Annotated in this window: 20 protein-coding genes; 14 read left to right on the top strand and 6 right to left on the bottom strand. The window is 72.6% G+C overall.

Annotated elements, in window-relative coordinates; translation table 11 throughout:
* The first annotated feature begins 19 nt into the window (after positions 1-19).
* The 6 genes from mtrB (at position 20) to ACRB68_RS25995 (ending at position 8,513) form a co-directional block, all read left to right on the top strand.
* Complete coding sequence (gene mtrB, locus ACRB68_RS26020; RefSeq protein ID WP_153536732.1) at positions 20-1,627, top strand: MtrAB system histidine kinase MtrB; 1,608 nt, start codon at positions 20-22, stop codon at positions 1,625-1,627.
* The gene (locus ACRB68_RS26015; protein WP_153536730.1) at positions 1,624-3,423 is read left to right on the top strand and encodes an LpqB family beta-propeller domain-containing protein; all 1,800 of its coding nucleotides are present in this window, start codon (positions 1,624-1,626) and stop codon (positions 3,421-3,423) included. Before mtrB ends, ACRB68_RS26015 begins: the two co-directional genes overlap by 4 nt.
* An 80-nt stretch (positions 3,424-3,503) precedes the next feature.
* The gene (locus tag ACRB68_RS26010) at positions 3,504-4,202 is read left to right on the top strand and encodes a ComF family protein (protein WP_194293445.1); all 699 of its coding nucleotides are present in this window, start codon (positions 3,504-3,506) and stop codon (positions 4,200-4,202) included.
* An 817-nt stretch (positions 4,203-5,019) separates the two neighbouring features.
* Positions 5,020-5,676, top strand: a complete 657-nt coding sequence (gene hpf / locus ACRB68_RS26005; RefSeq protein ID WP_328594784.1) for a ribosome hibernation-promoting factor, HPF/YfiA family — start codon at positions 5,020-5,022, stop codon at positions 5,674-5,676.
* A gap of 329 nt (positions 5,677-6,005) precedes the next feature.
* Entirely contained in the window at positions 6,006-6,728 is a 723-nt protein-coding gene (locus ACRB68_RS26000; RefSeq protein ID WP_328594783.1) for a response regulator transcription factor, read from the top strand.
* A 603-nt stretch (positions 6,729-7,331) separates the two neighbouring features.
* On the top strand, positions 7,332-8,513 hold the full coding sequence (locus ACRB68_RS25995; protein WP_328594782.1) for a winged helix-turn-helix domain-containing protein: 1,182 nt from the start codon (positions 7,332-7,334) through the stop codon (positions 8,511-8,513).
* Between the two features lie 53 nt (positions 8,514-8,566).
* On the opposite strand, the gene ACRB68_RS25990 is transcribed toward ACRB68_RS25995, so the two are convergent.
* A complete protein-coding gene (locus tag ACRB68_RS25990; RefSeq protein WP_153536725.1) occupies positions 8,567-8,905 on the bottom strand; it encodes an HGxxPAAW family protein in 339 nt (112 codons plus the stop codon).
* 184 nt (positions 8,906-9,089) lie between these two features.
* On the opposite strand from ACRB68_RS25990, the gene secA reads away from it, so the two are divergent.
* Positions 9,090-11,924 (top strand): preprotein translocase subunit SecA, encoded by a 2,835-nt coding sequence (gene secA / locus ACRB68_RS25985; RefSeq protein ID WP_328594781.1) that lies wholly within the window; start codon positions 9,090-9,092, stop codon positions 11,922-11,924.
* A gap of 61 nt (positions 11,925-11,985) precedes the next feature.
* Here secA and ACRB68_RS25980 read toward each other — a convergent pair whose 3' ends face one another.
* The 4 genes from ACRB68_RS25980 to ACRB68_RS25960 form a co-directional block, all read right to left on the bottom strand.
* Positions 11,986-12,492: an Rv3235 family protein gene (locus ACRB68_RS25980; protein ID WP_153536723.1), complete on the bottom strand. Its 507-nt coding sequence runs from the start codon at positions 12,490-12,492 to the stop codon at positions 11,986-11,988.
* A gap of 148 nt (positions 12,493-12,640) precedes the next feature.
* Positions 12,641-14,041, bottom strand: coding sequence for a PTS transporter subunit EIIC (locus ACRB68_RS25975; protein ID WP_153536721.1), 1,401 nt, complete (start codon positions 14,039-14,041; stop codon positions 12,641-12,643).
* 21 nt (positions 14,042-14,062) lie between these two features.
* The gene (locus ACRB68_RS25970) at positions 14,063-14,803 is read right to left on the bottom strand and encodes a GntR family transcriptional regulator (RefSeq protein WP_328594905.1); all 741 of its coding nucleotides are present in this window, start codon (positions 14,801-14,803) and stop codon (positions 14,063-14,065) included.
* 2,651 nt (positions 14,804-17,454) lie between these two features.
* A complete protein-coding gene (locus tag ACRB68_RS25960) occupies positions 17,455-18,753 on the bottom strand; it encodes a PTS transporter subunit EIIC (protein ID WP_153536719.1) in 1,299 nt (432 codons plus the stop codon).
* Between the two features lie 260 nt (positions 18,754-19,013).
* On the opposite strand from ACRB68_RS25960, the gene nagA reads away from it, so the two are divergent.
* From nagA to ptsP, 7 genes are read left to right on the top strand one after another with little or no spacing between them, the layout of a single operon-like run.
* The gene (gene nagA / locus ACRB68_RS25955; protein ID WP_328594780.1) at positions 19,014-20,072 is read left to right on the top strand and encodes an N-acetylglucosamine-6-phosphate deacetylase; all 1,059 of its coding nucleotides are present in this window, start codon (positions 19,014-19,016) and stop codon (positions 20,070-20,072) included.
* On the top strand, positions 20,069-21,112 hold the full coding sequence (locus ACRB68_RS25950) for an SIS domain-containing protein (protein ID WP_153536715.1): 1,044 nt from the start codon (positions 20,069-20,071) through the stop codon (positions 21,110-21,112). Before nagA ends, ACRB68_RS25950 begins: the two co-directional genes overlap by 4 nt.
* Positions 21,113-21,130: 18 nt before the next feature.
* Positions 21,131-21,364 carry a glucose PTS transporter subunit EIIB gene (locus tag ACRB68_RS25945; RefSeq protein ID WP_153536713.1) on the top strand — a complete coding sequence of 78 codons (234 nt, stop codon included), beginning with the start codon at positions 21,131-21,133 and terminating at the stop codon, positions 21,362-21,364.
* A gap of 22 nt (positions 21,365-21,386) precedes the next feature.
* Entirely contained in the window at positions 21,387-21,836 is a 450-nt protein-coding gene (locus tag ACRB68_RS25940) for a PTS sugar transporter subunit IIA (protein ID WP_153536711.1), read from the top strand.
* Entirely contained in the window at positions 21,827-22,492 is a 666-nt protein-coding gene (locus ACRB68_RS25935) for an HAD family hydrolase (protein ID WP_153536709.1), read from the top strand. The genes ACRB68_RS25940 and ACRB68_RS25935 overlap by 10 nt, the downstream gene beginning before the upstream one ends.
* A gap of 13 nt (positions 22,493-22,505) precedes the next feature.
* Positions 22,506-22,778 carry an HPr family phosphocarrier protein gene (locus ACRB68_RS25930; protein WP_328594779.1) on the top strand — a complete coding sequence of 91 codons (273 nt, stop codon included), beginning with the start codon at positions 22,506-22,508 and terminating at the stop codon, positions 22,776-22,778.
* Positions 22,771-24,444 (top strand): phosphoenolpyruvate--protein phosphotransferase, encoded by a 1,674-nt coding sequence (gene ptsP / locus ACRB68_RS25925; RefSeq protein ID WP_328594778.1) that lies wholly within the window; start codon positions 22,771-22,773, stop codon positions 24,442-24,444. Before ACRB68_RS25930 ends, ptsP begins: the two co-directional genes overlap by 8 nt.
* Before the next feature lie 25 nt (positions 24,445-24,469).
* On the opposite strand, the gene ACRB68_RS25920 is transcribed toward ptsP, so the two are convergent.
* On the bottom strand, positions 24,470-25,693 hold the full coding sequence (locus ACRB68_RS25920) for a DUF2079 domain-containing protein (protein WP_235960196.1): 1,224 nt from the start codon (positions 25,691-25,693) through the stop codon (positions 24,470-24,472).
* Positions 25,694-25,913 lie beyond the last annotated feature (220 nt).

Genomic DNA, 25,913 nt, shown 5'->3' with positions numbered 1-25,913 from the left:
ACCAGATGACCGGTGCGCGATGCAGAGGGTGAGGCGGGCCGCGCGGCGCGTCCTCGCCTGGCTGCGCCGGCTGCTGCGCGCCCTGTACGCGCGCCAGCGCCGCTCCATCCAGCTGCGCGTGGTCACCTCGACGCTGTTCATCTCGGCGATCGTGGTGGCCATCCTCGGGGTGTTCCTCACCCAGCAGATGACCAACGCGCTGATGGACAGCAAGGTCAAGGCCGCCGGGGTGCAGCTGGACGAGGGCCTGTCCACCGTGCGCGGGCAGCTCACCAACCAGCCCGACGCGGGCGGCCGGCTGAACAACGTCATCAACACGCTGAAGGAGCGCAGCGGCCCGTCGGGGCTGTACGAGGTGTACATCCGCGACACCCGTGACTCCTCCTTCGACGGCTACAGCTCCAACGAGCTGCGCGCCGAGAGCGTGCCCCAGCGGCTGCGCGACGAGCTGCGGCGCGCCCCCGCCGACTCCACCGCCTACACCTTCGGCCGGCTGACCTACAACGGCCGGCCGTCCGAGCCCGGCCTGATCGTCGGCGGCAAGACCCCCCAGTTCGAGCTGTACTACCTGTTCCCGCTGACCCAGGAGCAGCACACGCTGACGATCGTCAGCCAGTCCCTGGTCGGCGTCGGGATCGTGCTGGTGCTGCTGCTCGCCGCGATCGCCTCGCTGGTGACGCGGCAGGTCGTCATCCCGGTCCGGCTCGCCGCGCAGGGCGCCCAGCGCCTGGCCGCCGGGCGGCTGGAGGAGCGCATGCGCGTCCGCGGCGAGGACGACCTGGCCCGCCTGGCCCGCTCGTTCAACGACATGGCCGCCAACCTCCAGGAGAAGATCGGCGAGCTGGAGGACCTGTCGCAGGTGCAGCGCCAGTTCGTCTCCGACGTCTCGCACGAGCTGCGCACCCCCCTCACCACCATCCGGATCGCCGCCGACATGCTCTACGAGCACCGCGAGCACTTCGGCGACCCCGCCGTCGGCCGGTCCGCCGAGCTGCTGCAGAGCCAGCTGGAGCGGTTCGAGTCGCTGCTGGCGGACCTGCTGGAGATCTCCCGGCACGACGCGGGCGCCGCGACCCTGGACGCCGAGTCGCTGGACATGCGCGACCTGGTGCTGCGCGCCGTCGGCGACATCCAGGGCCTGGCCGAGCGCAAGGGCAGCAAGGTGCAGCTGCAGCTGCCCGGCGAGCCCTGCATGGCCGAGGTCGACCGCCGCCGGGTCGAGCGGATCATGCGCAACCTGCTGGTCAACGCCGTCGAGCACGGCGAGGGCGAGGACATCGTGGTGTCGGTCGCCGCCGACCGGGACGCGGTCGCGGTCGCCGTCCGCGACCACGGCGTCGGGCTGAAGCCGGGCGAGGGCCAGATGGTCTTCGACCGGTTCTGGCGCGCCGACCCGGCCCGCGCCCGCACCACCGGCGGCACCGGCCTCGGCCTGTCGATCTCCCGCGAGGACGCCCAGCTGCACGGCGGCTGGCTGCAGGCGTGGGGCGAGCCCGGCGCCGGGTCGCAGTTCCGCCTGTCGCTGCCGCGCGTCGCGGGCGCCGAGCTGCGCGGATCGCCGCTGCCCCTGGTCCCGCCGGGCGCCGGCGGGCGTGCCCTGTTCGCCGAGCTGGAGGCGGGAGAATGACCGATCGCCGTGCCTGCGGCGGGCACTCCGCCCGCGTCCCCGCCGCCCTCGCGACCGCCGCGGTGCTCGCGCTCGGCACCGGCTGCGCCAACGTGCCGAGCGGCGGCCGGGTCGTCGCCGGGCACGCCGCCGACCGGGTCGAGCAGGCCGACGACCCCTACGTCCGGCTGATCCCGGCGCACCCGAGGCCCGACTGGTCGCCGGCGCAGGTCGTCGCGGGCTTCCTGGCCGCCTCGGGCGGCTTCGACGACGGCCACAAGGTCGCCCGCGAGTACCTGTCCGCCGGTTCGGCGAGCTGGAACCCCGGCCCCCGGCCCGCGGTGACGGTCTTCCAGAACTGGCAGCCGCCGCAGGTCGTCCAGCAGAACGGCGACAGCGCGTCGGTGCAGGTCGCCGGCGACCGGCTCGGCCGCATCGGCGGCGACGGCCAGTACAGCGCCGACCCCGACACCGCCGTGGAGACCTTCCAGCTCACCCGCTCCCCGCAGGGGGTGTGGCGGATCACCGGGCTGCCCGACGACGCCCGCTCCGGCCTGCTGCTGACCAAGGCCGACGTGGACCGCGCGTTCCGCACCGTCAACCTGTACTACTTCGCGCCCGGCCGGCCCACCCTGGTGCCGAACGGGGTCTTCCTGCCGCTGGTCACCCGGCACGACCTGCCCGACCAGCTCGTCCGCGCGCTGCTGACGGGGCCGAGCTCCTGGCTCGGGCCCGCCGTCAAGAGCGAGTTCCCCGAGGGCACCCGGCTGCGCGGCCGCGTCGCCCTGGACAAGGACACCGCCACCGTCGACCTGTCCAAGGAGGCGCGCGGCGGCGACCCCGACCGGATGTCGGCGCAGCTGTCGTGGACGCTGCGCCAGCTCTCGGAGATCAAGCGCTGGAAGCTGCAGATCGAGGGCGTCACGGTCGAGCCGCGGCCGACGGGCCCGCTCCAGCCGGTCCGCTCCTGGCCGCAGAACGCGCCCGACGGCCCCGAGGCCGAGGCGGGGCAGGCGCAGCCCGCCTACGTCATCGGCGCCGCGGGCTCGCTGGCGCGCCTGGCCGGCGACCAGCCGCAGCCGGCCGGCCTGCCGCCGAACCGGCTGGTGCGCCCCGCGGTGTCGGGCGACCACCAGGAGATCGCCGGGCTGAGCCGCGGCGGCGACCAGGTGCTGGCCGGCGCGCTGGCCAACGGCACCGCCGAGGTGCACACCCTGCTCACCCGCCGCGACCGCCGCACCCGCTTCACCGCGCCCGGCTTCGACCGCGACGGCACCCTGTGGACGGTCGAGACGTCGCAGAACCGGTCGTGGCTGTGGATGCGCCAGCGCGGCCGGCCGCCGGTCCGCGTCCAGACCTGGGGGCTCGGCGGCCGCGAGGTGTCGGCCTTCCGGGTGGCCCGCGACGGGGTGCGCGCCGCCGCCATCGTCAAGATCGACGCCCGCTACCAGGTGCAGCTCGGCCGCATCGTGCGCGGCCCGGCCGGGCCCACCGAGGCCGGGTCCTTCCTGCCGGTCAGCTCCGAGCTGACCGAGAGCGTCGACCTGGCCTGGCGCGACTTCGGCACCCTCGCCGTCCTCGGCAGCAAGAACAACGACAAGAGCGTGCTGCCGTACCTGGTGCCGGTCAGCGGCGCCGCCGTGAGCGCCCTCGGCGCGGGGGCGCTCGGCGTCCCCAAGACCATCACCGCCGCGCCGAACCAGTCCGTCCTGGTCGGCACCCAGGCGGGCACGGTCTGCCGCCAGACCAACCCGAACGACCAGATCAGCGAATGGCTCTGCTCCGTCCAGGGATCAGACCCGACATATCCGTACTGATTTCCCCCACACCCGCCAGAAGTTATCCACAGGTCGGGGAAGGCCTTCCCCCGGACGTGCCGGTCGAGCAGGCTCGCCCTATGCGACTGCTGAGCGACCTGTACGATCTGCTGCTCCCGGCCAGATGCGCGGGGTGCGGGCGCGCCCCGGGCCTCGTCTGCCGGAAGTGCACGGACGCCCTGGAACTGCCGGCCCGCCGGGTGGACGCCCTCAAGGGGGCCCCGCCGACATGGACGGCCGTGTCCTACGAGGGGCCGGTGAAGGCCCTCATCGCGGCGCACAAGGAAGCGGGCCGGCTCCCGCTGGCCGGGCCGCTGGGAACGGCCCTGGCGCGCGCTGTGGCGGCGGCCATCGGCCCGCCGCACCCGCCCCGGGGCGCGGGCACGGCCCCGGGGCCCGGGCCGCCTGGCGATCTTCTGGTGGTCCCGATGCCCTCGGCGCGGGCGGCGACACGGCGCCGCGGCCATGATCCCGTCCGGCGGATGACGGCGGCGGCCGTCCGGGCGCTGCGCGCCGACGGATACCCGGTGCTCGGGCTGGACGCCCTGCGCCACCGCCGCGCGGTCGCCGACCAGGCGGCCCTCACCGGGACGGCGCGTGCGGCGAACCTCAGGGACGCGATGGAGGCGCGCCCCGCCCACCTGCCGGCCCGGGTCGTCCTCGCCGACGACATCGTCACCACGGGCGCCACCCTCGCCGAAGCCACCCGGACCCTGACCCGGGCCGGCGCCGAGGTCATCGCAGCCGCCACCGTGGCCGCCACCCCACGCCGCCGGTGACCCCACGACCCTGTGGCGGGCAAGCCTGTGCTCGGCAAGCCTGCGGCCGACAGGTCCGTGGTCGGCAGGCCGGCGGGGCCTTGTGGGGGCGCCCGGGGGTGAGAGTGGGGTCACCGGCGGGGGAAAGGTGACTTTCTTCACGTGGGCGCGGGTGAGGGGTGGTTACGCACCGTAATGGGGTGGGGTCGCGCTTGGGGGAAGGGGGGTGGTGTGGGGTGTTTTGCCCGGTCGGGGGCAGCTGACACGCCCGAAGAGATTTTGCTGACACTCCCGCCTGTCGGCAGGAGTTGACCTGCGTTGTCATAGGGGACTGTAACCCCTGCGGATACGGGGTTTCACGGCTTGTGAGCGCGATGGTGCGCCGGTTGCGGAGGTGGCTGTGGGAGGCGGCCGATGACCGTCAGTGAGTTTTTCCTCCATTCACCCCCCTGACATTCGAGGCGTAAGGGGTTAGCGTTCCTGACATGGCACCCGCCCGGGTCCGTGGTTGCGCTGGATCGCAGTGCTCGTCAGGAGCATGGGAAGCGGTCCGGCTAGCCGATGCCAGGCGCAGGCGAAACGGCCCACGTAAGGCGACTTCTCGTCGACCGATCACGGTGCGCCTTAGAGGTAAGTCCTGCCCCGCCGGAGGATCAGATGTCCTCCGTACCGGGAGAAGGGCAGTAGTGGCGATAGCGCCGCGAGCCCCTCAGCAGGCGGATGTGGGGACGAAGACCAGGTCGGCCGGGCGGGTGCATCCCACCGAGCTGTGGAGCCCGGCCGGAGCTATAAGGAGCTCCGGACCGGGCAAGAGCAACCGGGAGAAGGGGGGTCTCGCGTGGACATCATCGTGAGAGGCCGGCACACCGAGGTCAACGACAGGTTCAAGCAGCACGTCGACGGCAAGCTCGCCAAGATCGAGCGGCTGAACAACCGGGTCATCAGAGTCGATGTGGAGGTGTCGGAGGACCGCAACCTGCGCCAGCCCGACCAGCGGGAGCGGGTGGAGCTGACGATCCGGGCACAGGGCCCGGTCATCCGCGCCGAAGCCGCAGCCGAGGACCGTTACGCCGCGCTCGACATGGCGCTGGACAAGCTCGAGGGCCGCCTCCGCCGTGACGGCGAGCGGCGCAAGCCCGGGCACGGCGGCCGGGCGCGGGCCAAGCTGGCCACGATGGAGCCACTTCCCGAGGCACTTCCCGAGCCCGCGCCGGCGGCGGCGCCGACGGCCGTCGCCGAGATCGACGGCTACGAGGAGACCACCTCCGACCTGGACGAGCATCTCGTCCCCATCCCCATGGACGGCGAAGGTCCCGTCGTCGTCCGCGAGAAGTTCCACAAGGCCGAGCCCATGGGCATCGAGCAGGCCCTGTTCGAGATGGAGCTCGTGGGCCACGACTTCTACCTGTTCCGTGACAAGGCGACCGGCCACCCCTCGGTGGTGTACCGCAGGCGCGGCTGGGACTACGGAGTCCTGCGACTTGTCGAAGAGTGATGTGGCACTTGCGTCACGTCACCGCCCGAAGCGTGTCATGATCTAGAGCGTGTTCCACAGCGGCCGCAGCGGTCGTGTCACCCGCCCGGTGGGGCGCACCCGCCGGGCGGCTCGTGAGGCGACGGCGGGCCCGCACGGTCGCGGCCCGGAGTGAGTCCCGGGCCGGGATCTCGGAGCACCGACAGCAGGCCGTGGACGCGGTGGTCCCGGGCCGAGCCCGCGCAGCGCGCCGGGCGCGGACGGGACCGCCGCGCCGCGGCGACCTCCCAGGATCCGAGATCACTGACTGTGAAGGGGGGAAGCGGCGTCCCCTCCACGCCGCGACTCAGGTGAGCGAGAATCCCGAGGCTCGCGGAACCGCGGCGGTGCCCCGTCAGGCCGGCGCGGCCGACCCCATCCGGGTGCTCATCGTCGACGACCACGCGCTGTTCCGGCGCGGCCTGGAGATGGTCCTCCAGAGCGAACCCGACATCGAGGTCATCGGCGAGGGCGGCGACGGTCACGAGGCGGTGCAGATGGCCGGCGACCTGCTGCCCGACGTGGTGCTGATGGACATCCGGATGCCGCGCCGCAGCGGCATCGAGGCGTGCACCGCCATCAAGGAGGCGGCGCCCAGCGCCAAGATCGTGATGCTGACCATCAGCGACGAGGAGGAGGACCTCTTCGAGGCGATCAAGGCGGGGGCCAGCGGCTACCTGCTGAAGGAGATCTCCATCGACGAGGTCCCGCAGGCGGTGCGCGCGGTGCACGGCGGCCAGTCGCTGATCAGCCCGTCGATGGCGTCCAAGCTGATCACCGAGTTCGCCTCGCTGGCCAAGCGCAGCGAGGAGCGCAGCCAGCAGGTCCCCGCGCCCCGGCTCACCGACCGCGAGATGGAGGTGCTCCGCCTGGTCGCCCGCGGCCTCGGCAACCGCGAGATCGCCAAGCAGCTGTTCATCTCCGAGAACACGGTCAAGAACCACGTCCGCAACATCCTGGAGAAGCTGCAGCTGCACTCCCGCATGGAGGCCGTCGTCTACGCCGTCCGCGAGAAGCTCCTGGAGATCACCTGAGCCGCCCGCCCAACCGGAGCCGCCGCCCCGCCTGAAGCCCTCGCGCCCATCGGCGGCGCCCTCTCAGCGGCATGCACGCGACACGAAAAGCCGCTGATGCTCGCCTGAGCCGCCCGTGCAACCGGTGGTGCCGCCCCGGCCGAAGTCCTCATGCCGGTCGGCGGCGTCCGTTCCATCGTGCGGTGGCGGTATGTACGCGGCACGACAGCCGTTGGTGATCGCCTGAGCGATCGGGTAGCCCCGGCGGGCGGTTGGCTGTGCGTAGCTGTGGGAGAGCGGCTAGAGGGCTTCTGTGGGTCTTGTGGTCATTGGCGGCGCTTTTCGGCGGAGGATGGTCGTGTCCGCGTGATGTGCCGGAAGTCGCTGGTGATCGCCTGGGCGGCTCTGTGCAGTCGGTGATGTCGCGTTTCGGCAGTGCGCTGTGGGGAGGCGCTGGGGACTGCCTGCGGGGCCTCGTGTGGTCGGCGGTGTCTTCTTTGGTGGTCTTGCGTGCGGTGCGAGGGAAGCCGCCGGTGGTCGGCTGAGGGGCTCTGTGTGATCGCTGGAGCGGGGCTGGGTAACCGGCAAGGGTGTTTTGTCGGTGTGCTGGCGTAGCATCGCGGCGTGGTCGAACTCACCGGTGACGAGGCGCGCCGTCTGCAGCTGCGCGCCCAGGGTTTCGTAGGGGCGGGCGACCGCCGTGGGGGCGTGCGCGGGGTGCTGGAGCGGCTCGGGGCCGTGCAGCTGGACACGATCTCGGTGCTGGCGCGCTCGCACGAGCTCGTCCCGTACGCGCGGCTCGGCGCGACGGGCCGGGCGGCGGTCGAGCAGGCGTACTGGGACGGCGCCGGCTCCTTCGAGTACTGGGCGCACGCCGCGTCGATCCTGCCCATGGGCGACTGGCCCTACTTCGAGTTCCGGCGCCGCGCCTACCGGGCGCGCGGGTGGCGCTGGCACAAGGTCGCCGAGGGCGTCTGCGACGAGGTGCGGGCCCGGCTGAAGGCCGACGGCCCGCTCACCACCAAGGAGCTCGGCGGCGCCAAGGCCGGCGGCGACTGGTGGCAGTGGAGCGACCACAAGATCGCGATCGAGTGGCTGCTGGACACCGGCGAGGCCGTCTGCGTGGAGCGGACGGGCTGGCGGCGCGTGTACGACCTGGCCGAGCGCGCCATTCCCGCCGCTTTGCGCGACCGCGAGCCCGACGACCAGGAGTGCCTCACCTACCTGGTCCGGCACGCGGGCCGGGCGCTCGGCGTCGCCACCCGCGCCGACCTGGCCGACTACTACCGCCTCAAGGGCGTGCAGGTGGACGCCGTCGTCGAGGCCGCCGGGCTGGTCCCCGTCACCGTGCGGGGCTGGAAGCACCCCGCCTGGGCCGATCCCGGCGCGCTGGCCGCGCCGGTGCGCGGACGCCATGCGACCACGCTGCTGTCGCCGTTCGACTCGCTGGTGTGGGACCGCGCCCGCGCGTCCCGGGTGTTCGGGTTCGACCACCGCCTGGAGGCCTACGTCCCCAAGGCCAAGCGCGTGCACGGCTACTTCGCGATGCCGCTGCTGGCGGGCGGCCGCATCATCGGCCGCGTCGACCCCGCCCGCGAGGGGGGCACGCTGGTGGCGCGCCAGGTGACGTTCGAGCCGCACGCCGTCACGCCCGCGCGGCGCGAGGCGTCGGCGGCGGCGCTGGCCGAGGCGCTGCGCCGCGCCGCCGGATGGGTGGGCTGCGACGCGATCCGGGTGGAACGCATCGACCCGCCCGAGTTCCCGAGGGATCTGCTGGACGGGTCGATCCGGCTCGCCGGTGGTTAGGGCACACCTTCCGGGGCCGTGTCCTGTGACGAACGCGACCCCGGGAGCACGGCTCAGCCGTGCGGTGTGTGCTGGGTGTCGGTGCGGACCGGCTTGTCGATCGTCTCGCCCGCCGGGCCGCCACGGCGCTTGGCCGAGCGGCTGCCGAAGACGGAGTAGTCGACGATCTCCGGGATGACCCGGGGCGCGTCGACCACCACGTCGGAGAAGATGTGCACCAGGCCACCGACCACGATGCCCACCACGATGATCGCGCCACCGACCCCGAACATGACCCAGGACGGGCCCATGCACAGGGCCACCCCGCCCACGGCGAAGCCGATGAAGATGATGGCCACCGCCACCCATGAGCTGGGCCGGCCGGCGTGCGAGCCGTGCGATTCCTCGGACATCAGCGCCTCCCCTCGGTGCACTGCATGATTTTTTCCTCCATGCGGCGGGACGAACGGGACCCGCCGCGGATTGCGTCCCAGGGTGACCTAGACCATCCTGGGACTCGCCTACGATGGCATCGTACGTGTGGTGTGCGTGCCGCCTTCAGGCGGTGACCCACGATCTGCCAAGGAGCCTCCTAGAGTGCCGCCAGTCATCGACAAGATCCTTCGTGCGGGCGAAGGCAAAATCCTGCGCAAGCTCAAGAAGCTCGCGGATCAGGTCAACTCGATCGAAGAGGACTTCGTCGAGATGAGCGACGCCGAGCTGCGCGAGCTCACCGACAAGTACCGGGAGCGGATCGCCGAGGGCGAGTCTCTGGACGACCTGCTCCCCGAGGCGTTCGCGACCGCCCGCGAGGCCGCCAAGCGCGTGCTCGGCCAGCGGCACTACGACGTCCAGCTCATGGGCGGCGCCGCGCTGCACCTGGGCAACATCGCCGAGATGAAGACCGGTGAGGGCAAGACCCTGACCTGTGTGCTCCCGGCGTACCTGAACGCGCTGTCCGGCGAGGGCGTGCACGTGGTCACGGTGAACGACTACCTGGCCAAGCGCGACGCCGAGTGGATGGGCCGCGTGCACCAGTTCCTCGGCCTCGAGGTCGGCGTCATCCTCCCGCAGATGACGCCCGACGAGCGCCGGGTCGCGTACAACGCCGACATCACCTACGGCACCAACAACGAGTTCGGGTTCGACTACCTGCGCGACAACATGGCGTGGAGCCTGGAGGAGTGCGTCCAGCGCGGCCACAACTTCGCGATCGTGGACGAGGTCGACTCGATCCTGATCGACGAGGCGCGGACCCCCCTGATCATCTCCGGGCCGGCCGAGCAGAACTCCAAGTGGTACGCCGAGTTCGCCAAGATCGTGCCGCGGCTGAAGCGCGCCGAGCTGGTCTCCACCGCCGGCCAGGTCGACGAGTACGGCCCCGGCGACTACGAGGTCAACGAGAAGAAGCGCACCGTCGGCATCACCGAGGCGGGGGTGGAGAAGGTCGAGGACTACCTCGGCATCGACAACCTCTACGACTCGGTGAACACGCCGCTGGTCAGCTTCCTCAACAACGCGCTGAAGGCCAAGGAGCTGTACAAGCGCGACAAGGACTACGTCGTCATGAACGGCGAGGTCCTGATCGTCGACGAGTTCACCGGGCGCATCCTGCACGGCCGTCGCTACAACGAGGGCATGCACCAGGCCATCGAGGCCAAGGAAGGCGTGGCGATCAAGGACGAGAACCAGACCCTCGCCACGATCACCCTGCAGAACTACTTCCGCCTGTACAACAAGCTCGGCGGCATGACCGGCACCGCCGACACCGAGGCGGCCGAGTTCAACAAGACCTACAAGATCGGCGTGGTGCCGATCCCGACGAACAAGCCGATGATCCGCAAGGACGTCGCCGACGTCGTCTACAAGACCGAGCAGGCCAAGTTCGAGGCCGTCGTCGAGGACATCGCCGAGCGGGTCGACAAGGGCCAGCCGGTGCTGGTCGGCACCACCTCGGTGGAGAAGTCCGAGCGGCTCAGCAAGATGCTGAAGCGGCGCGGCATCACCCACCAGGTGCTGAACGCCAAGCACCACGAGCAGGAGTCGGCGATCGTCGCCGAGGCCGGCCGCAAGGGCGCGGTCACCGTCGCCACCAACATGGCCGGCCGCGGCACCGACATCATGCTCGGCGGCAACCCCGACTTCCGCGCCGACCTGGAGCTGCACCAGCGCGGGCTGAGCCCGCTGGAGACGCCCGAGGAATATGAAGCGGCCTGGCCCGAGGCGCTGGAGAAGGCCAAGCAGGCCGTCAAGGGCGAGCACGAGGAGGTCGCCGAGGCCGGCGGCCTGTACGTGCTGGCGACCGAGCGGCACGAGTCGCGGCGCATCGACAACCAGCTGCGCGGCCGCTCCGGCCGGCAGGGCGACCCGGGCGAGTCCCGGTTCTACCTGTCGCTGGAGGACGACCTGATGCGGATGTTCAACTCCGCCCGGGTCGAGGCGATCATGACCCGGCTGAACATCCCCGACGACGTGCCGATCGAGTCCAAGATCGTGTCCAACGCGATCAAGTCGGCGCAGGGCCAGGTCGAGCAGCAGAACTTCGAGATGCGCAAGAACGTCCTGAAGTACGACGAGGTGCTCAACCGGCAGCGCAAGGTCATCTACGCCGAGCGCCGCCAGGTGCTGGAGGGCGCCGACCTCAAGGACCAGGTCCGCCGGATGATCGAAGAGGTCGTCAACGGCTACGTCGCCGGCGCCACCGGCGAGGGCTACGCCGAAGAGTGGGACCTGGACAAGCTCTGGAAGGCCTTCAAGCAGCTCTACCCGATCTCCTTCACGGCCGACGAGCTGGTCGAGGAGGTCGGCGGCGACATCTCCGACCTGGACGCCGAGACGCTGGCCGCCAAGTTCCGCGAGGACGCGCTCGCCGCCTACGAGAAGCGCGAGCAGGAGCTCGGCGAGGAGGTCGTGCGCGAGCTGGAGCGCCGCGTCGTCCTGTCGGTCCTGGACCGCAAGTGGCGCGAGCACCTCTACGAGATGGACTACCTGCAGGAGGGCATCGGCCTGCGGGCGATGGCGCAGCGCGACCCGCTGGTGGAGTACCAGCGCGAGGGCTACGACATGTTCAACGCCATGCTCGACGGCATCAAGGAAGAGTCGGTCGGCTACCTGTTCAACCTCGAGGTCGAGGTCGAGGACCAGCCGGCGGCCCCCGCGGTCGGCGCCAACCCGGTCGCGCTGGACTCCGGCGACGAGGACGGCGACGAGGCCCCCCAGGACGACGCCCCCGTCGTCCACGCCAAGGGCCTGGACGAGCCGCAGCGGCCGAAGAAGCTGGACTACTCGGCGCCCACCCTCGACGGTGAGGGCGGTGTGGAGCACCACACCGAGGAGGCCGAGGACGAGTACGCGGGCGTGAACCGCAACGACCCGTGCCCCTGCGGCTCGGGCAAGAAGTTCAAGCGCTGCCACGGCGACCCGCGCAGCTGACGCGGTCCGCCACCCGAACGGCCCCCGGGGTTCTTCCCGGGGGCCGTTCGGCGTTCGCGGGTCAGCCGGCGCGGCGCAGCGCGCGGGCGTGCCCGGCGGCCGGGCCGGGCCGCGCGGCGGTGGTCTCCAGCGCGGTGCAGCGCCAGCGGCCGCCGCGCTCCTCCAGCCGCAGCGCGATCGCCTGCACCCGGCCCGCGGCGGCCACGACGGCGCCCGCCTCGGCGACACCGGGCGCGGGCCGCTGCAGCCAGCTGGTCAGGATCCGCGGCGGCCGGACCCGCGCCCCGGCCGCGACGGCCTGGCGGTGCGCGGCGATCCCGTCGTACACCTCGCGGACCGCCAGCCTCGCCAGCTGGCGAGGCGGGCGGACGCCGGTCAGCACCTCGACGATCAGCCGCACGCTCGCGTCGGCGACGGCCCGCAGCTCCGCCGCGTCTGGCACGGGCCCGTCCGCGGGGGAGGGGCGCACCAGGTGCAGGGCCGCGCGTCTCTCGTAGCGCACGACCTCCAGGGCCGGCCTGGGAGCGGTGGTAGCGGACAACGTGGACGAGGCAAGACGCATGATCATGACGGCTCCGGGGATCGGGGATGGAGTCGTCATCAAGAGCGGCGGCCGCCCGGGAAAATACCGGGGCCGAGATAACGCTTCGAACACGCCGGCGGCCCCTCCCGGGGCTGCGGGAGGGGCCGCCGGAGCAGGCCGGGCCTGCCGGGCGTCACGGGGTGACGGTGTCCTTCTCGCCCTTCTTGGTGACCTTGCCGTCCTTGGCCGCCGCGGCGACCTCGGGCGCGGCGGCGGGGTCGGCGGCCACCGACTCCTCGCCCTCGGGCTCGCGGCCCGGGGTGGCGATGTTCAGCTTGCGGATCAGCACGGTGAACAGCAGGTAGTAGACCACCGCGTAGACCAGGCCCATGGCGATCAGCCCGAGCAGGTTGTGGGTGTTGGACTTGCTGCCGTTGATCAGCATGTCGATCGCGCCGGCCGAGAAGCTGAAGCCGAGCTTCATGCCGAACGCCGAGGCCAGCGCCATCGAGACGCCGGTCAGCAGCGCGTGCACGCCGAACAGGACCGGGGCGACGAAGATGAAGGAGAACTCGATCGGCTCGGTGATGCCGGTGACGAACGCGGTCAGCGCGGCGGAGATCATGATGCCGCCGACGGCCGGGCGGCGGTGCGCCGGGGCGGCGCGCCAGATGGCGAGCGCGGCGGCGGGCAGCGCGAACATCAGGACGGGGAAGTAGCCGGCCATGGACCAGCCCGCGCCGTCCTGGCCCTGCAGGTAGCAGTTGAGGTCGCCGCTGTAGACCTTGCCGCCGACGGTGCACTCGGGGATCTGGGTCCACACCACGTTGTTGACGATGTGGTGCAGGCCGAGCGGCAGCAGCAGCCGGTTGATGACGCCGTAGATGCCCGCGCCGATGGTGCTGTTCTCGGCCATCCAGGTGCCGAAGGAGTTCAGCCAGCCGCCGAGGACGGGCCAGACCCAGCCGAAGACCAGGCCGAGCAGGACCGCGGCGAACGAGGTGATGATCGGCACGAAGCGGCGGCCGCCGAAGAAGGCCAGCCAGGCCGGCAGCTTGATCCGGTAGAAGCGCTGGTAGAGCAGGGCCGCGGTGATGCCGATGACGATGCCGCCCAGCACCTTGGTCGGGTTGGAGGCGGCGAGGTCCAGCACCTCCTTGGGCTTGCCGGGGTTGTCGGGGTCGAACAGCCGCTTGACGACGCGCGGCCGCAGCTCCGAGGAGTGGAAGAACATCGTCATGGAGACGTAGTGGAAGACCAGGTAGCCCACCACGGCGGCGAGGCCGGTCGAGCCGTCGGACTTCTTGGCGAACCCGACCGCGACGCCGACCGCGAACAGCAGCGGCAGCCAGTCGAACAGCGCGCCGCCCGCGGCCCCGAAGATCTCCGCGACGCGGTCGGCGCCGGAGAAGTTGAGCCAGGCGTCCTTGTTCTCACCGATGACGTCGGGCTGGCCGAGCCGGAGCAGCAGGCCGGCGGCGGGCAGCACGGCGATCGGCAGCATGAGGCTGCGGCCGATCCGCTGCAGCACCGCGAGGGCGCTGGAGCCTCGGCGTGGCGCGGCGGAGCCGTCCACGGCGGTGGTGGCACTCATCAGGGGGTCCTTCCTCGGTTCTCAGGGGAGTGACGGGGGGTTTCCGAGAGCGGTGTGGATCTGGTATCGGTCGGCGCGGTAGGTGGAGACGCCGAGCTCGGCGCAGACGCCGTTGATGAACGAGCGGCGCTGCAGCAGCAGCACGGCGCTGCCGCGGGGGATCTGCAGGTGCCGGGCCTCGGCGGCGTCGGCGAGGCCGGCGTCGATCGTCTGGTCGCCGGCGTCGAACACCAGGCCGTAGACCGCCTCCAGCACCCCGTACAGGGACCGGTCGGCGAGCCGCCGGTCCAGCAGGTCGGGGGCGAGCGAGGCGAGGATGTGCGCGCGTTCCAGCGCCATCGGCTCGCCGTCGGCGGTGCGCAGCCGCTCCACGACGTGGACGCGGGTGCCGGGCTCGACGTCGAACAGCCGGGCCAGCCGGGCGTCGGCGGCGACGGTGCGCCGGTCCAGGTCCACCGCGCCGGGGCGCAGCCCGCGGCCGAGCATGTCCTCGGTGAAGGAGACCAGGCGCAGCGGCATCTCCAGCTTCGGCCGGGCCACGAACGTGCCCTTGCCGGGGACGCGGTACAGCCGCCCCTCCGTGACCAGCTGGTCCACCCCTTGCCGCACCGTCATCCGGGAGAGCCCGTACCGGGTGCACAGCTCGCGCTCCGAGGGGATCGGCGCGTCGACGGGCAGCTCGGCGCCGTCGATCAGGTCGAGCAGGATCGCGCGGAGCTGGAAGTACTTGGGGACGGGGCTGTTCGGGTCAATGGTCGTCACGGAGCGTTCCTCAGGTCTGTGTGGTAGATCCGTAATGGATTCTCCAGCCAGCCGGGTCGGCGGTTGTGTCTGTCCGGCGTGGTCCCCTGGCTTGCCGGGGGTCTCATCCGGGGTCGGCACAGCGCGTTGCCGGGTTCGCCGCGCAGAAGCCACCGGGTTGTTCTTCCACTTGCGCCGTCGTGGCGGGCGGGCGGAGTTTGCGGTGGCTGGCGTTCCTGGACGCCCCGATCGTGCTGGAATGTCCAGGGTGTCGGTTGACGCGGTCAGGGCCCCTTGCGGCCCGGTGGAAAGCCCGAACACGCTGATCGCGTGCCGGGAAGCGGTGTAGTCGACCCGCGCCGTGCGCGGATCATCAAGATCGCCGAAGTGCACGAAGGCAGCCAGAGCGGCGGCGACCAGGTCCCGGTCACCTTGAAGCCCGCATCCGCCCTCACCGTCGCAGCGGTGCACTCGATCACCGAGGGTTTTGGGGGTGCGTCGGCCGCACAGGCAGTGCTGGGACAGCGCGGTGGTGAACGTCGACGCGCGCAGGAGCCGTCCGCCGGTGGCGGCGCACTCGCGCGCGAGGGCGGTGATGAGCAGCCCCGGTGTGAAGCGGGCGCAGGCGGCGCCCCAGCGCCTGTGCCAGGTGCGGATGTCGCAGTCCTCGATGACCAGGTGCGGGCCGTGCACACCCACCAGCGCACCGGCCACATCCCGGGCGTGCGCAGCGCGTACCTTCGCCGCTTGTTCGGCGGCGCGGTTGTGCCGTGCACGGATGCGCTGGTGGCTGCGCGAGAGGGTGTCGCGGCGGGGTGAGCGCAGCGGGATGCCGTTGGTGCGGGCGCGGCGTGCCCCGCCGGGCACGGGCACGGCCCGGGCAGGCAGCCCGCGCTCGGCACGCCGCTTCTCGCGTTTGCGCTGGCGGCGGCTGAGTTCGTACTGGGCGGCGTTGGCCGCGCGGCGCGAGCGCTCCATGGCCCGCTGCCTGCTGCCTGCTTTGCGCGCGGCCCGCGCCAGGTCACCGCGCTCGGCCGGCGTCAGCGTCAGCATGGTGGAGGCCGCACAGGCCGTCTCGTGTGGAGGCACCGGGTCTGCCGGGACAGGGAAGGAGACGGTGGCGAGGTTGGAGACGTTGCCGTCCACCCCGCCCCGCCGGTCCTTGGGCGCAGCCGCCCGGCGCGCCCGGGTGCCGGGCGAAAGATAAGCGGGTTTGAGGATGAGCAGGTGCGCCTCGTACACCCAGCCATGCGAAGTCGGTCGGCGGACCAGGTCGACCTTGTGCCAGCAGCCGGGGTCGCCGAGGGTGTGCAGCAGGTGCGGCCACTGGCCCGCGCCCTGCGGCAACCGCACCGGCAACACCAGGTCACCGCGTCCGCTGGCCGGGCCACCGGCGTACACCAGTGCCAGCGGACCCTGGTACTCCCACCACGACGACCGCCCCGGGACAGCCGGTAGGGCCGGGGCAGGCATGCGGCGTGGCTGCGCCAGCACCGAGTGTCCTCGCATGATGTTTCGGCGCCCGGTCCGGCCGCGTGCAGCCGCCCGGCCGAGCGGAGCGGGTCGCCCGGCGAGCGCGGCGACCTGCGCCGGGGTGAGACCGGCGGGCAGGGCGGGGTGGCGGTAGGTGTCCAGGTGCCCGTCCAGGGTGCCGTGCAGCCGGAACGTCTCCCACTTGCGGGGCTGGGTGTGGGAGCGGGCGCGGCCGGGGATGCGGGTGAACTTCCACCACGAGCCGTGCCGCGGGCGGCCGTGGCGGCGTCCGGCGGTGTTGGGGAACAGGTGCCGCTCCACTCCGGCCCACACCTCGTCGGCGATGTGCATCGCCACCGCTTTGGACAGGTGGTGCTTGAGATGCCCGGAGGAGTCCAGATGCCGGTACGCGGCCCGTTCCAGCCCCTCCCGTGACAATCCCAGCTTCTCTCGCCATTCAGCGGCGTCCTCGCCCGGGACGGCGGACGGGGCCGTGCGGCGGGCGGACGCTGCCCAGTAGGCGTCCACCCGGGCTCGAGCGTCCCGCCGCAGCGCACGTTTGACCTGCCATGCCGCGGCGAACAGCCGCTCCACCCGCACCCGGGTCGCCTCGTCGGGCACCACCAGCGGCAACCGCACCACCGACACCGGCACATCCATCGGCCGCCGCCAGGCAGGCCGTTTGTTCTTGCCCCGCCTTCGCTGGCCGGTCCCGCCCGTGGTCACCGCCGCCTGAGGAGGCACCGGTCGTGGGCGTCCGGCCGCGGGATGGCCGGGCACCTCAAGGGTGATCTCGGACGGTGGCATGGTGAACACGCTAAGCCACCATCGTCGAACGTGCGGGCGAATCGATCGGTTCAACGAAATCGAACCCCTGTCCATCCGCCCGCACTGCCTTCGCCTGGCCGTCGCTTGTGCGGTGAGCCGTTGGGAGAGTGCACATGGGGCGTCCTGAAGGGAGGGAGTGGATCGATGTGGGCCGTACTGGTCTAGGCCGGACTAGACCACAATTTCTGGACAGGTGTCAATGCACGAACAAGTAACGGGAATGTCACCGGCAGGTCAGCTCAAGATCGTGAATATGTGCAGGTCAAGGCCGGGAACGGCGGAGCGGCGGGGTGCCCGCGGCACCCCGCCGCTCCGCCGCCGTCCGGATCCCGACCAGGGGTGGTCCGGTCCGGGCCGGGCCGTCCGGCGTGTCACTCCCGGGCCGCCGCCGCGCCCTCGTCGTCCTCCTCGGGCTCGCGGCCGGGCGTCGGCAGGTTCAGCCGCTTGATGAGGAAGTAGAAGATCGCGAAGTAGAGGAAGAAGTAGACGACGCCGAGCCCGACGATCAGGATCAGGTGCCGGGTGTTGCTCTTGGTCGCGTTCAGCAGCATGTCGATCAGCCCGGCCGAGAAGGAGAAGCCGAGCTGGGCGTCGACGGCGGCGAGCACGTACATCGACACGCCGGTCAGCACCACGTGGATGCCGTACAGCAGCGGCGCGACGAACATGAACGAGAACTCGATCGGCTCGGTGACGCCGCAGACGAACGCGGTGAGCGCCGCGGAGATCATCAGGCCGCCGACCGCGCCGCGCTTGTGCGGCGGCGCGGCCCGCCAGATCGCCATGGCCGCGCCGGGCAGCCCGAACATCAGCACCGGGAAGAACCCGGCGAGGAAGGTGCCGGCGTGCGGGTCGCCCGCCAGGTAGCGGTTGATCTCGCCGTGCACCACGCCGTCCGGGCCCTTGTAGGAGCCGAACACGAACCAGATCAGCGAGTTCAGGATGTGGTGCAGGCCGAACGGCAGCAGCAGCCGGTTGGCGACGCCGTAGATGCCCGCGCCGACGGCGCCGAGGCCGGTCAGCCAGTCGCCGAAGTCGTCGATCCAGCCGCCGAGCACCGGCCAGACCAGCCCGAAGACCACGCCGAGCAGCAGCGCGGCGGCCGCGCTGACGATCGGCACGAAGCGCCGGCCGCCGAAGAAGGCCAGCCAGGACGGCAGCTTGATCCGGTAGAAGCGCTGGTAGAGCAGCGCCACCATGAGCCCGACGATGATGCCGCCGAGCACCTGGGTCGGGTTCTTCAGCCCGTACCCGATCATCTCCTTGAGCGCGCCGTCCTGCTGCACCTGCTGCACGACGTCGGCCTTCAGCTGGGAGCTGTGCGCGAACATCGTCTTGGAGACCCGGTCGAACACCAGGTAGCCGACGACGGCGGCGAGGCCGGTGGAGCCGTCGGACTTCTTGGCGAAGCCGATCGCGACGCCGACGGCGAACAGCAGCGCCAGGTTGTCCAGCAGCGCGCCGCCCGCCGCGGCGAACACCTCGGCGACGCGGGTCCAGCCGAGGCCGTCCTTGCCGAGCAGGTCGTCCTGGCCGAGGCGGAGCAGGATGCCGGCGGCGGGCAGCACCGCGATCGGCAGCATCAGGCTGCGCCCGATGCGCTGCAGCACGGCGAACGTGGCCGGCCAGGCGCCGCCGCCGGAGCCGTGTGTGACGGCCGTGGAACTCATGAGCGGATGACCTCCCCGAGCGGAGCCGGACACATCGGTGCGGCCCGCCATCTTCTGCTCTGTTCGGATGGTGGAGTATGGTGCGTACTGGTCTAGTCCGGACTAGACCAGTCGCCGGAGACGGCGACCCGTGGTCACCGCGTCACAGAGAGTGCGCACGCATGGCATCGCTGCTCATCACCGCGAACAGCTTGATCACTTCCCCCGGGGGAGGTCCTACCCGCCGGTCCGCGCCGGGATTCGTCCGGATCGAGAACGAAGTGATCGCCGAGGTCGGCGAAGGGACGCCGCCGGGCGCCGACGTCCACCTGCCGGACGGCGTGCTCGCCCCCGGCCTGGTCGACCTGCAGGTCAACGGCTTCTACGGATATGACATGGTGGACGCCGCCGAGCCCGGCTGGCACACCGTCGTCTCCCGCCTGCCCGAGACCGGCGTGACCTCGTTCCTGCCGACCTTCATCACCGCCCCGGTCTCCGTGCAGGCCGCCGCGCTGCGGCGCCTGCGCGACCTGATGCCGGGCCTGCCGCCGGGCAGCCGTGTCCTCGGCGTGCATCTCGAAGGCCCGTTCCTGTCGGAGAAGCGCAAGGGCGCGCACAACGCCGCCCACCTGGTCGACCCGACGCCCGAGGCGATCGCGACGCTGCTGGAGACCGGCCTGGTCAAGCTCGTCACCCTCGCCCCCGAGCGGGCCGGCGCGCTGGAGGCGATCCGCACGCTGACCGCCGCCGGCGTGCTCGTCAGCGTCGGCCACAGCGACGCGACCGCCGCGCAGACCGCCGCCGCCGCCGAGGCCGGCGCCCGCAAGGTCACCCACATCTTCAACGCGCAGACCGGGATCCACCACCGCGAACCCGGCGTCGCCGCGCAGGCCCTCGTCGACGACCGGCTGCACCCCGGCCTGATCGCCGACCTGCACCACGTCGCGCCCGAGGTGTGCGCGCTGGTGTTCCGCGCCGCCGCCGGGCGGGTCGTGCTGGTCACCGACGCCGCCGCCTCCGCCGGCATGCCGCCGGGCGTCTACGAGCTCGGCGGCGAGCCGATCACCATGCCCGAGTCCGGCCCGCCGCTGCGCGCCGACGGCACCATCGCCGGCTCCGGCCTGCGGCTGGACGAGGCGATCGGCAACTGCGTGCGCGTCGGCGTCGACCCGGTCACCGCGATCGACGCCGCCACCCGGGTCCCGGCCGACCTGATCGGCCGCCCCGACCTCGGCCGGATCACTCCCGGCGCCGCCGCCGACCTGGTCTGGCTCGGGCCGGACCACCGGGCGCTTGCGACCTGGATCAACGGGCAGAACGTCTTCAGAGGGGGATCATGAGCACCAGCCGCATGCGCACCGAGATCGGCGAGCAGCCCGCCGCGCTGCGCCGCACGATCGACGGCCTGCTGCCGCGCCTGTCCGACATCGGGCGGCTCGCCAGGGACACCCGCCAGGTGCTGTTCATCGCGCGCGGCTCGTCCGACAACGCCGCCGTCTACGGCCGCTACCTGGTGGAGTCGCACACCGGCCGGCTCGCCACGCTGGCCGCGCCGTCCATCGCCACCACCTACAAGCGCGACCTGGACCTGTCGGGCGTGCTCGCCGTCGCGATCAGCCAGTCCGGCAAGACCGAGGAGATCGTGCAGACGCTGGACTGGGCCGCCCGCTGCGGCGCCCGGACCGTCGCGGTCACCAACGGCGCCGGCTCGCCGCTCGCCGAGGCCGCCGAGGTCGCGCTGATCACCGAGGCCGGCGAGGAGCTGGCCGTCCCGGCGACCAAGACCTACACCACCCAGCTGGCCGCGCTGGCGGTGCTCGGCCTCGGCCTCGGCGCGGACGTGGACGCCGAGGAGCTGCGCGGCGTCCCGGACGAGGTGGCGCGGGTGATCGAGGCGACCGAGGCGTCGGCCGCGCTGCCCGAGATCGTCGCGGCGCTGGCGCGGGTGCCCGGCGCGGTCGTGTCCGGGCGCGGCATCGCGTTCGGCACCGCGCTGGAGCTCGCCCTGAAGATCAAGGAGGCGTGCTACCTGCACGCCATGGGCCTGTCCTACGCCGACCTGCTGCACGGCCCGATCGCCGTCGTCGACGCCCAGACCCCGGCGCTGCTGGTGGCCGCGGACAGCGGCCCGACGCTGCCGGGCACCGTCGCGCTCGCCGAGCGGGTCCGCGGCGCCGGCGCGCAGGCGTTCGGCATCGGCGGCGGCGCCGGGCTGGCCGGCGCGAGCACCGCCGCGCTGGCCGGGCCCGACCTGCCCGAATGGGTCGCGCCGCTCGGCCTCATCGTCCCCGGCCAGATCCTGGTCGAGAACCTGGCCCGCGCGCTCGGGCTGGACCCGGACGTGCCGCGCGGCCTCAACAAGGTCACCCAGACCGACTGACAACCGAGGAGACACACCATGGACAAGGCCGAGGCCATCGTCGCCGCCCTGGGCGGCGCGGGCAACATCGTCGAGATCGAGCCGTGCGCGACCCGGCTGCGCACCGAGGTCTCCGACGCCGGACGGGTCGACGAGGCCGCGCTGAAGGCCGCCGGCGCGTTCGGCGTCATGCGCAGCGGCACCGTGGTGCAGGTCGTGGTCGGCCCCGAGGCCGACACCATCGCCAGCGACATCGAGGACCTCCTCGACTGAGCCGCCCCCGGAGGCAACCGTCATGACCCGAGTACTGTCCCCGGTCGCCGGCCGCGTCGTCGGCCTGGCCGGGGTGCCCGATCCGGTGTTCGCCCAGGCCATGGTCGGGCCGGGCACCGCCGTCGACCCCGACCGCGCCCCCGGCCAGGCCATCGCCCCGGTCACCGGGAAGATCGTCAAGCTGCACCCGCACGCCTACGTGGTGGTGGACGCCGAGGGCCACGGGGTGCTGGTGCACCTCGGCATCGACACCGTCCAGCTGAAGGGCGAGGGCTTCACGCTGCTGGCCGCCGAGGGCGCGGAGGTCGACGCCGGGCAGCCGCTGGTGTCCTGGGACCCCGCCGCGATCGAGGCGGGCGGCCGCTCGCCGATCTGCGCCGTCGTCGCGCTCGACGCGAGCGCCGCCGACCTGGCGGGCGTCCTGGAGGACGGCCGGGTGCACAAGGGCACCGAGCTGTTCACATGGAGCTGACGCCCGCCGCGGTGGTCTTCGACCTGGACGGGACGCTGATCGACACCGAACCGCGGAACCGGATGATGTGGGCGCGGCTGTTCGCCGCGCACGGCGTCCCCTGCGACGACGCGCTGCTGTCGTCGTTCACCGGGCGCCGCGGCCGCGAGGCGCTCGCCGACACGCTGCACCTGTTCCCGGGCCGGACCGTCGAGGAGCTGTTCCACCAGGCGGTCTCCTACGAGAACGACCCCGACCTGCCGGCCGTGCGGCCCGTCCACGGCTCGGTGCCGCTGGTGCGGGCGCTGCACGAGGCCGGGACGCCGCTGGCCGTGGTGACCTCGGGCGTGCGCCCGTACGCCGAGGGCCTGCTGGCCACCCTCGGCGTCGCGGACCTGATGAAGGTCGTGGTGACCGCCGACGACGTCCTGGTCGGCAAGCCCGACCCCGAGGGCTTCCTCGCCGCCGCCGCCAGGCTCGGCCTGCCCGCCGCCGACATGGTCGCGTTCGAGGACGCGCCCGCGGGGGTGGCCGCCGTCAAGGCGGCGGGTATGACCTGCATTGCCGTGACCACGACCCAGTCGCGCCGCGCCCTGGCCGCGGCCGACCACGTGGTCGCCGACCTCAGCGAAGTAGACGTGCTGCCCGGCCCCGCGCTGCGGGTGCCCGCGGCCTGAACAGGAGTTCCCAGTGAGCGAGCGCACCGTCAAGATCGAGTCCAAGGTCGGGCTGCACGCCCGCCCGGCCGCGCTGTTCGTGCAGACCGCGGCCAAGGCGCCGATGGACGTCACCGTCGGCCGGCCCGGCCACGACCCGGTGAACGCCAAGAGCATCCTGGCGGTGCTCGGCCTGGACGCCCGGCACGGCGAGGAGGTCACGCTGCGCGCCGAGGGCGACGGCGCCGACGAGCTGCTGGAGCGGCTGCAGCGGCTGCTGTCGCAGCCGGAGCCCGAAAGTGCCTGAGCTGCTGCGCGGCGCCGGCGTCAGCCCCGGCGCCGGGCACGGGCCGGTGCGCACCGTCGCCGGCGCGGTGCCCGAGCCGGCCGCCGGTGAGCCGGCCCGGCCCGGCGACGCCGAGCGGGCGCTGGCCGCGCTGGACGCCGTCGCCGCCGACCTGGAGGCGCGCGGCGCGCAGGCCGCCGCGGCGGGCAACACCGACGGCCGGGACGTGCTGAACGCCCAGGCGCTGATGGCCCGCGACCCCGGCCTGGCCGACGGCGTCAACGCCCGCGTCGCGGACGGCGTCGGCGCGGCCCGCGCGGTGTTCGAGGCGTTCGGGGTGTACCGGGAGATGCTCGCGGGGGCCGGGGACTACCTGGCCGCGCGGGTCACCGACCTCGACGACATCCGCGACCGCGCGGTGGCGCGGCTGCTCGGCCTGCCGATGCCGGGCGTCCCCGAGTCCGACGAGCCGTTCGTGCTGGTCGCCCGGGACCTGGCGCCCGCCGACACCGCCGTGCTGGACCCGGCGAAGGTGCTGGCGTTCGTCACCGAGGAGGGCGGGCCGACCAGCCACACCGCGATCCTGGCGCGCACCATGGGCGTCCCGGCGGTGGTGGCGCTGCGCGGCGCGACCGGGCTGCCCGACGGGACCGTCGTGCTGGTGGACGGCGCGGCGGGCACGGTCGTCATCGACCCGTCCGAGGAGCAGGTCGCGGAGGCCGGGGCCGCCGCGGCCGCGCGCGCGTCGGTCCTCGCCGAGCCGGCCGGGCCCGGCGCCACCAAGGACGGCCACGCCGTCCCGCTGCTGGCCAACATCGGCGGCCCGAAGGACCTGGCCGCGGCGCTCGCCAACGGCGCCGAGGGCGTCGGCCTCTACCGGACCGAGTTCCTGTTCCTGGACCGCGCCGCCCCGCCGGCCGACAGCGAGCAGGAGGACGCCTACCGCAAGGTGCTGGAGGCGTTCCCCGACGGCCGCGTCGTGGTGCGGGCACTGGACGCGGGCGCCGACAAGCCGCTGGCGTTCCTGCCGCCGCCGTCGGACGAGCCGAATCCGGCGCTCGGCGAACGCGGCTTGCGGATGCTGCAACGGCACCCCGACGTCATGTCGGCGCAGCTGCGCGCGCTTGCCCGCGCGGCCAAGGGCACCACGGCCAAGCTCCAGGTGATGGCGCCCATGGTCACCGACTCCGGCGAGGCCGCCGCGTTCGCCGCGGCCTGCCGCGAGGCGGGCATCGAGCACCCGGGCGTCATGGTCGAGGTTCCGGCGGCGGCGCTGCGCGCGCGCGACCTGGCGCCGGAAGTGGAGTTCTTCAGCGTCGGCACCAACGACCTCACCCAGTACGCCTGCGCGGCCGACCGGCAGATCGGTGGCCTGTCCCATCTGCAGGACCCCTGGCAGCCGGCCATCTTGGACCTTGTGTCCTACGCGGCGAAGGCGGGCGTGCCCTGCGGGGTCTGCGGGGAGGCGGCGGGCGACCCGGCGCTCGCCTGCGTCCTGGTCGGGCTGGGGGTGACGTCGCTGTCGATGAGCGCGCCGTCGCTGCCGCTGGTGCGGGCCGCGCTCGCCCGGCACACCCTCGCCGAGTGCCGGGCCGCTGCTGCTGCGGCGCGCACGTCCCGCACGGCCGCCGAGGCCCGCGAGGGGGCCCGCGCGGTGCTGCCGGGGCTGGCAGACCTCGGTCTGTGACCGTCGGCGGTGAGGCCGCGGGGCCTCACCGCCGACGGAACAGCACGATCCCGTCCTGCCGGGCGACCTCGGCGTAACCGCGTGCGGGCAGGTCGCGCAGTGCGGCTTTTTGCGCGTCCTCGGGAGCGGGGACACCCGTCAGCCGCCCGGTGTCGACGATGACCCAGTCGACGGGCCGGTGGTGCACGTCGGCGAAGAGGGTGACCTGGCAGCGCGCGGTGAGTTGGGGGACGAGCCGGTTCCCGGCGGCGACGGCGGCCCCGTCCGGAATACGCGCCATCAGCCGCTGCGCCGCCTGCACATGGGCCGGCGTCGAGTAGAAGCCCGGCTGGACCAGCCGCGCGAACGGCAGGAACGGCAGCGCTCCCAGCGCGATGACCAGCGCGGTATGGGCGAGCAGCGGCTTGCGCAGCCGCCTGACACCGTCGACGAACGCCACGAACACGATCGGCATCAGGATCGCGTTGTAATGGACGATGCCCGTGCTCCACTGCATGGACACGCCGGACGCCAGCCGCGGCAGCAGCAGCGGGGCGGCGATGAGCAGCAGCGGCGACCGCAGCGCCACGAAACCGGTCACCCCGAGGACGCAGAGCAGCAGAACGAGCCGCTGCGGGTGCTCGGCGATCCCCGGTGGCGTGCCCATCTGATTCCAGTACCGGTACTCACCGGACGGGCTGAAATGCGGGAGGACGACCAGGACGGCCAGCGCCGACCCCGCCGCACCGGCCGCGCCGGCCGCCAGGCCCAGCCGCCACTTGCGGCGCAGGAGCAGGAAGCCGCCGACGGCCGCGACGGCGAGGCCCATGTCCTCCTTGACGAGCAGGAGCGGCAGGCTCCACAGGACGGCGGCCCGATACCGCTCGTCGGCCAGGCGGACCATGACGCAGGCCATCAGCGGGACCGCGAAGGCGATCTCGTGGAAGTCGAAGGCGACCGCCCCTTGCAGCCCCCACGACAGCCCATAGGCGACGGTCACCCCGATTCCAGCATCTCGGCCAAGCCGCCCCATGGCGAAACGGCAGATCGGAACCGTGGAGAGCGCGAACAGGACGCCTTGGGCGGCGAGCAGCATGCGCGGGTCGTCCCAGAGCCAGTACAGCGGCGCGAGAAGGGCGATGACGGGATGGAAATGGTCGCCGAGCAGGTTGAATCCCGGCCCCTTCAGGGGGACCACCGGCATCTGCAAATGGGCATAAGACCGGACAGCCTGGTCGAAAATTCCCAGATCATACCCGGCCGTCTCCATTCGCCGATGCCGGAGAAGGGAGAAGAGCGCGTAGACGCTCCCGAGGGCGACGGCCAGGATCCAGGGGACCCGTGCCGCGGGCTCGTCCAGTGCCGCCCGCTCGTGCGCGAGGGAACGGCCTTGCAGTGCCTGGGACAGCACGGATCACTCGCATTCGTCGTGCGCCGGGAGAGCCCCACAGTATTGAGTTCTCGTCCGGCACCGACAACCAAGGACGCGC

Origin of the sequence: Actinomadura macrotermitis, assembly GCF_009604375.1 — a bacterium.
Classification (GTDB): domain Bacteria; phylum Actinomycetota; class Actinomycetes; order Streptosporangiales; family Streptosporangiaceae; genus Spirillospora; species Spirillospora macrotermitis.
The sequence above is the reverse complement of the archived record's forward strand: the minus strand, read 5'-3'. Positions and strand labels throughout refer to the sequence as shown.

Bases quoted from the DNA above. Each gene is read 5' to 3' on its own strand.
- mtrB (WP_153536732.1), top strand. From the start codon at position 20: ATGCAGAGGGTGAGGCGGGCCGCGCGGCGCGTCCTCGCCTGGCTGCGC.
- ACRB68_RS26015 (WP_153536730.1), top strand. From the start codon at position 1,624: ATGACCGATCGCCGTGCCTGCGGCGGGCACTCCGCCCGCGTCCCCGCC.
- ACRB68_RS26010 (WP_194293445.1), top strand. From the start codon at position 3,504: ATGCGACTGCTGAGCGACCTGTACGATCTGCTGCTCCCGGCCAGATGC.
- ACRB68_RS25990 (WP_153536725.1), bottom strand. From the start codon at position 8,905: ATGTCCGAGGAATCGCACGGCTCGCACGCCGGCCGGCCCAGCTCATGG.
- ACRB68_RS25980 (WP_153536723.1), bottom strand. From the start codon at position 12,492: ATGATCATGCGTCTTGCCTCGTCCACGTTGTCCGCTACCACCGCTCCC.
- ACRB68_RS25975 (WP_153536721.1), bottom strand. From the start codon at position 14,041: ATGAGTGCCACCACCGCCGTGGACGGCTCCGCCGCGCCACGCCGAGGC.
- ACRB68_RS25960 (WP_153536719.1), bottom strand. From the start codon at position 18,753: ATGAGTTCCACGGCCGTCACACACGGCTCCGGCGGCGGCGCCTGGCCG.
- ACRB68_RS25950 (WP_153536715.1), top strand. From the start codon at position 20,069: ATGAGCACCAGCCGCATGCGCACCGAGATCGGCGAGCAGCCCGCCGCG.
- ACRB68_RS25945 (WP_153536713.1), top strand. From the start codon at position 21,131: ATGGACAAGGCCGAGGCCATCGTCGCCGCCCTGGGCGGCGCGGGCAAC.
- ACRB68_RS25940 (WP_153536711.1), top strand. From the start codon at position 21,387: ATGACCCGAGTACTGTCCCCGGTCGCCGGCCGCGTCGTCGGCCTGGCC.
- ACRB68_RS25935 (WP_153536709.1), top strand. From the start codon at position 21,827: ATGGAGCTGACGCCCGCCGCGGTGGTCTTCGACCTGGACGGGACGCTG.
- ACRB68_RS25920 (WP_235960196.1), bottom strand. From the start codon at position 25,693: ATGGAGACGGCCGGGTATGATCTGGGAATTTTCGACCAGGCTGTCCGG.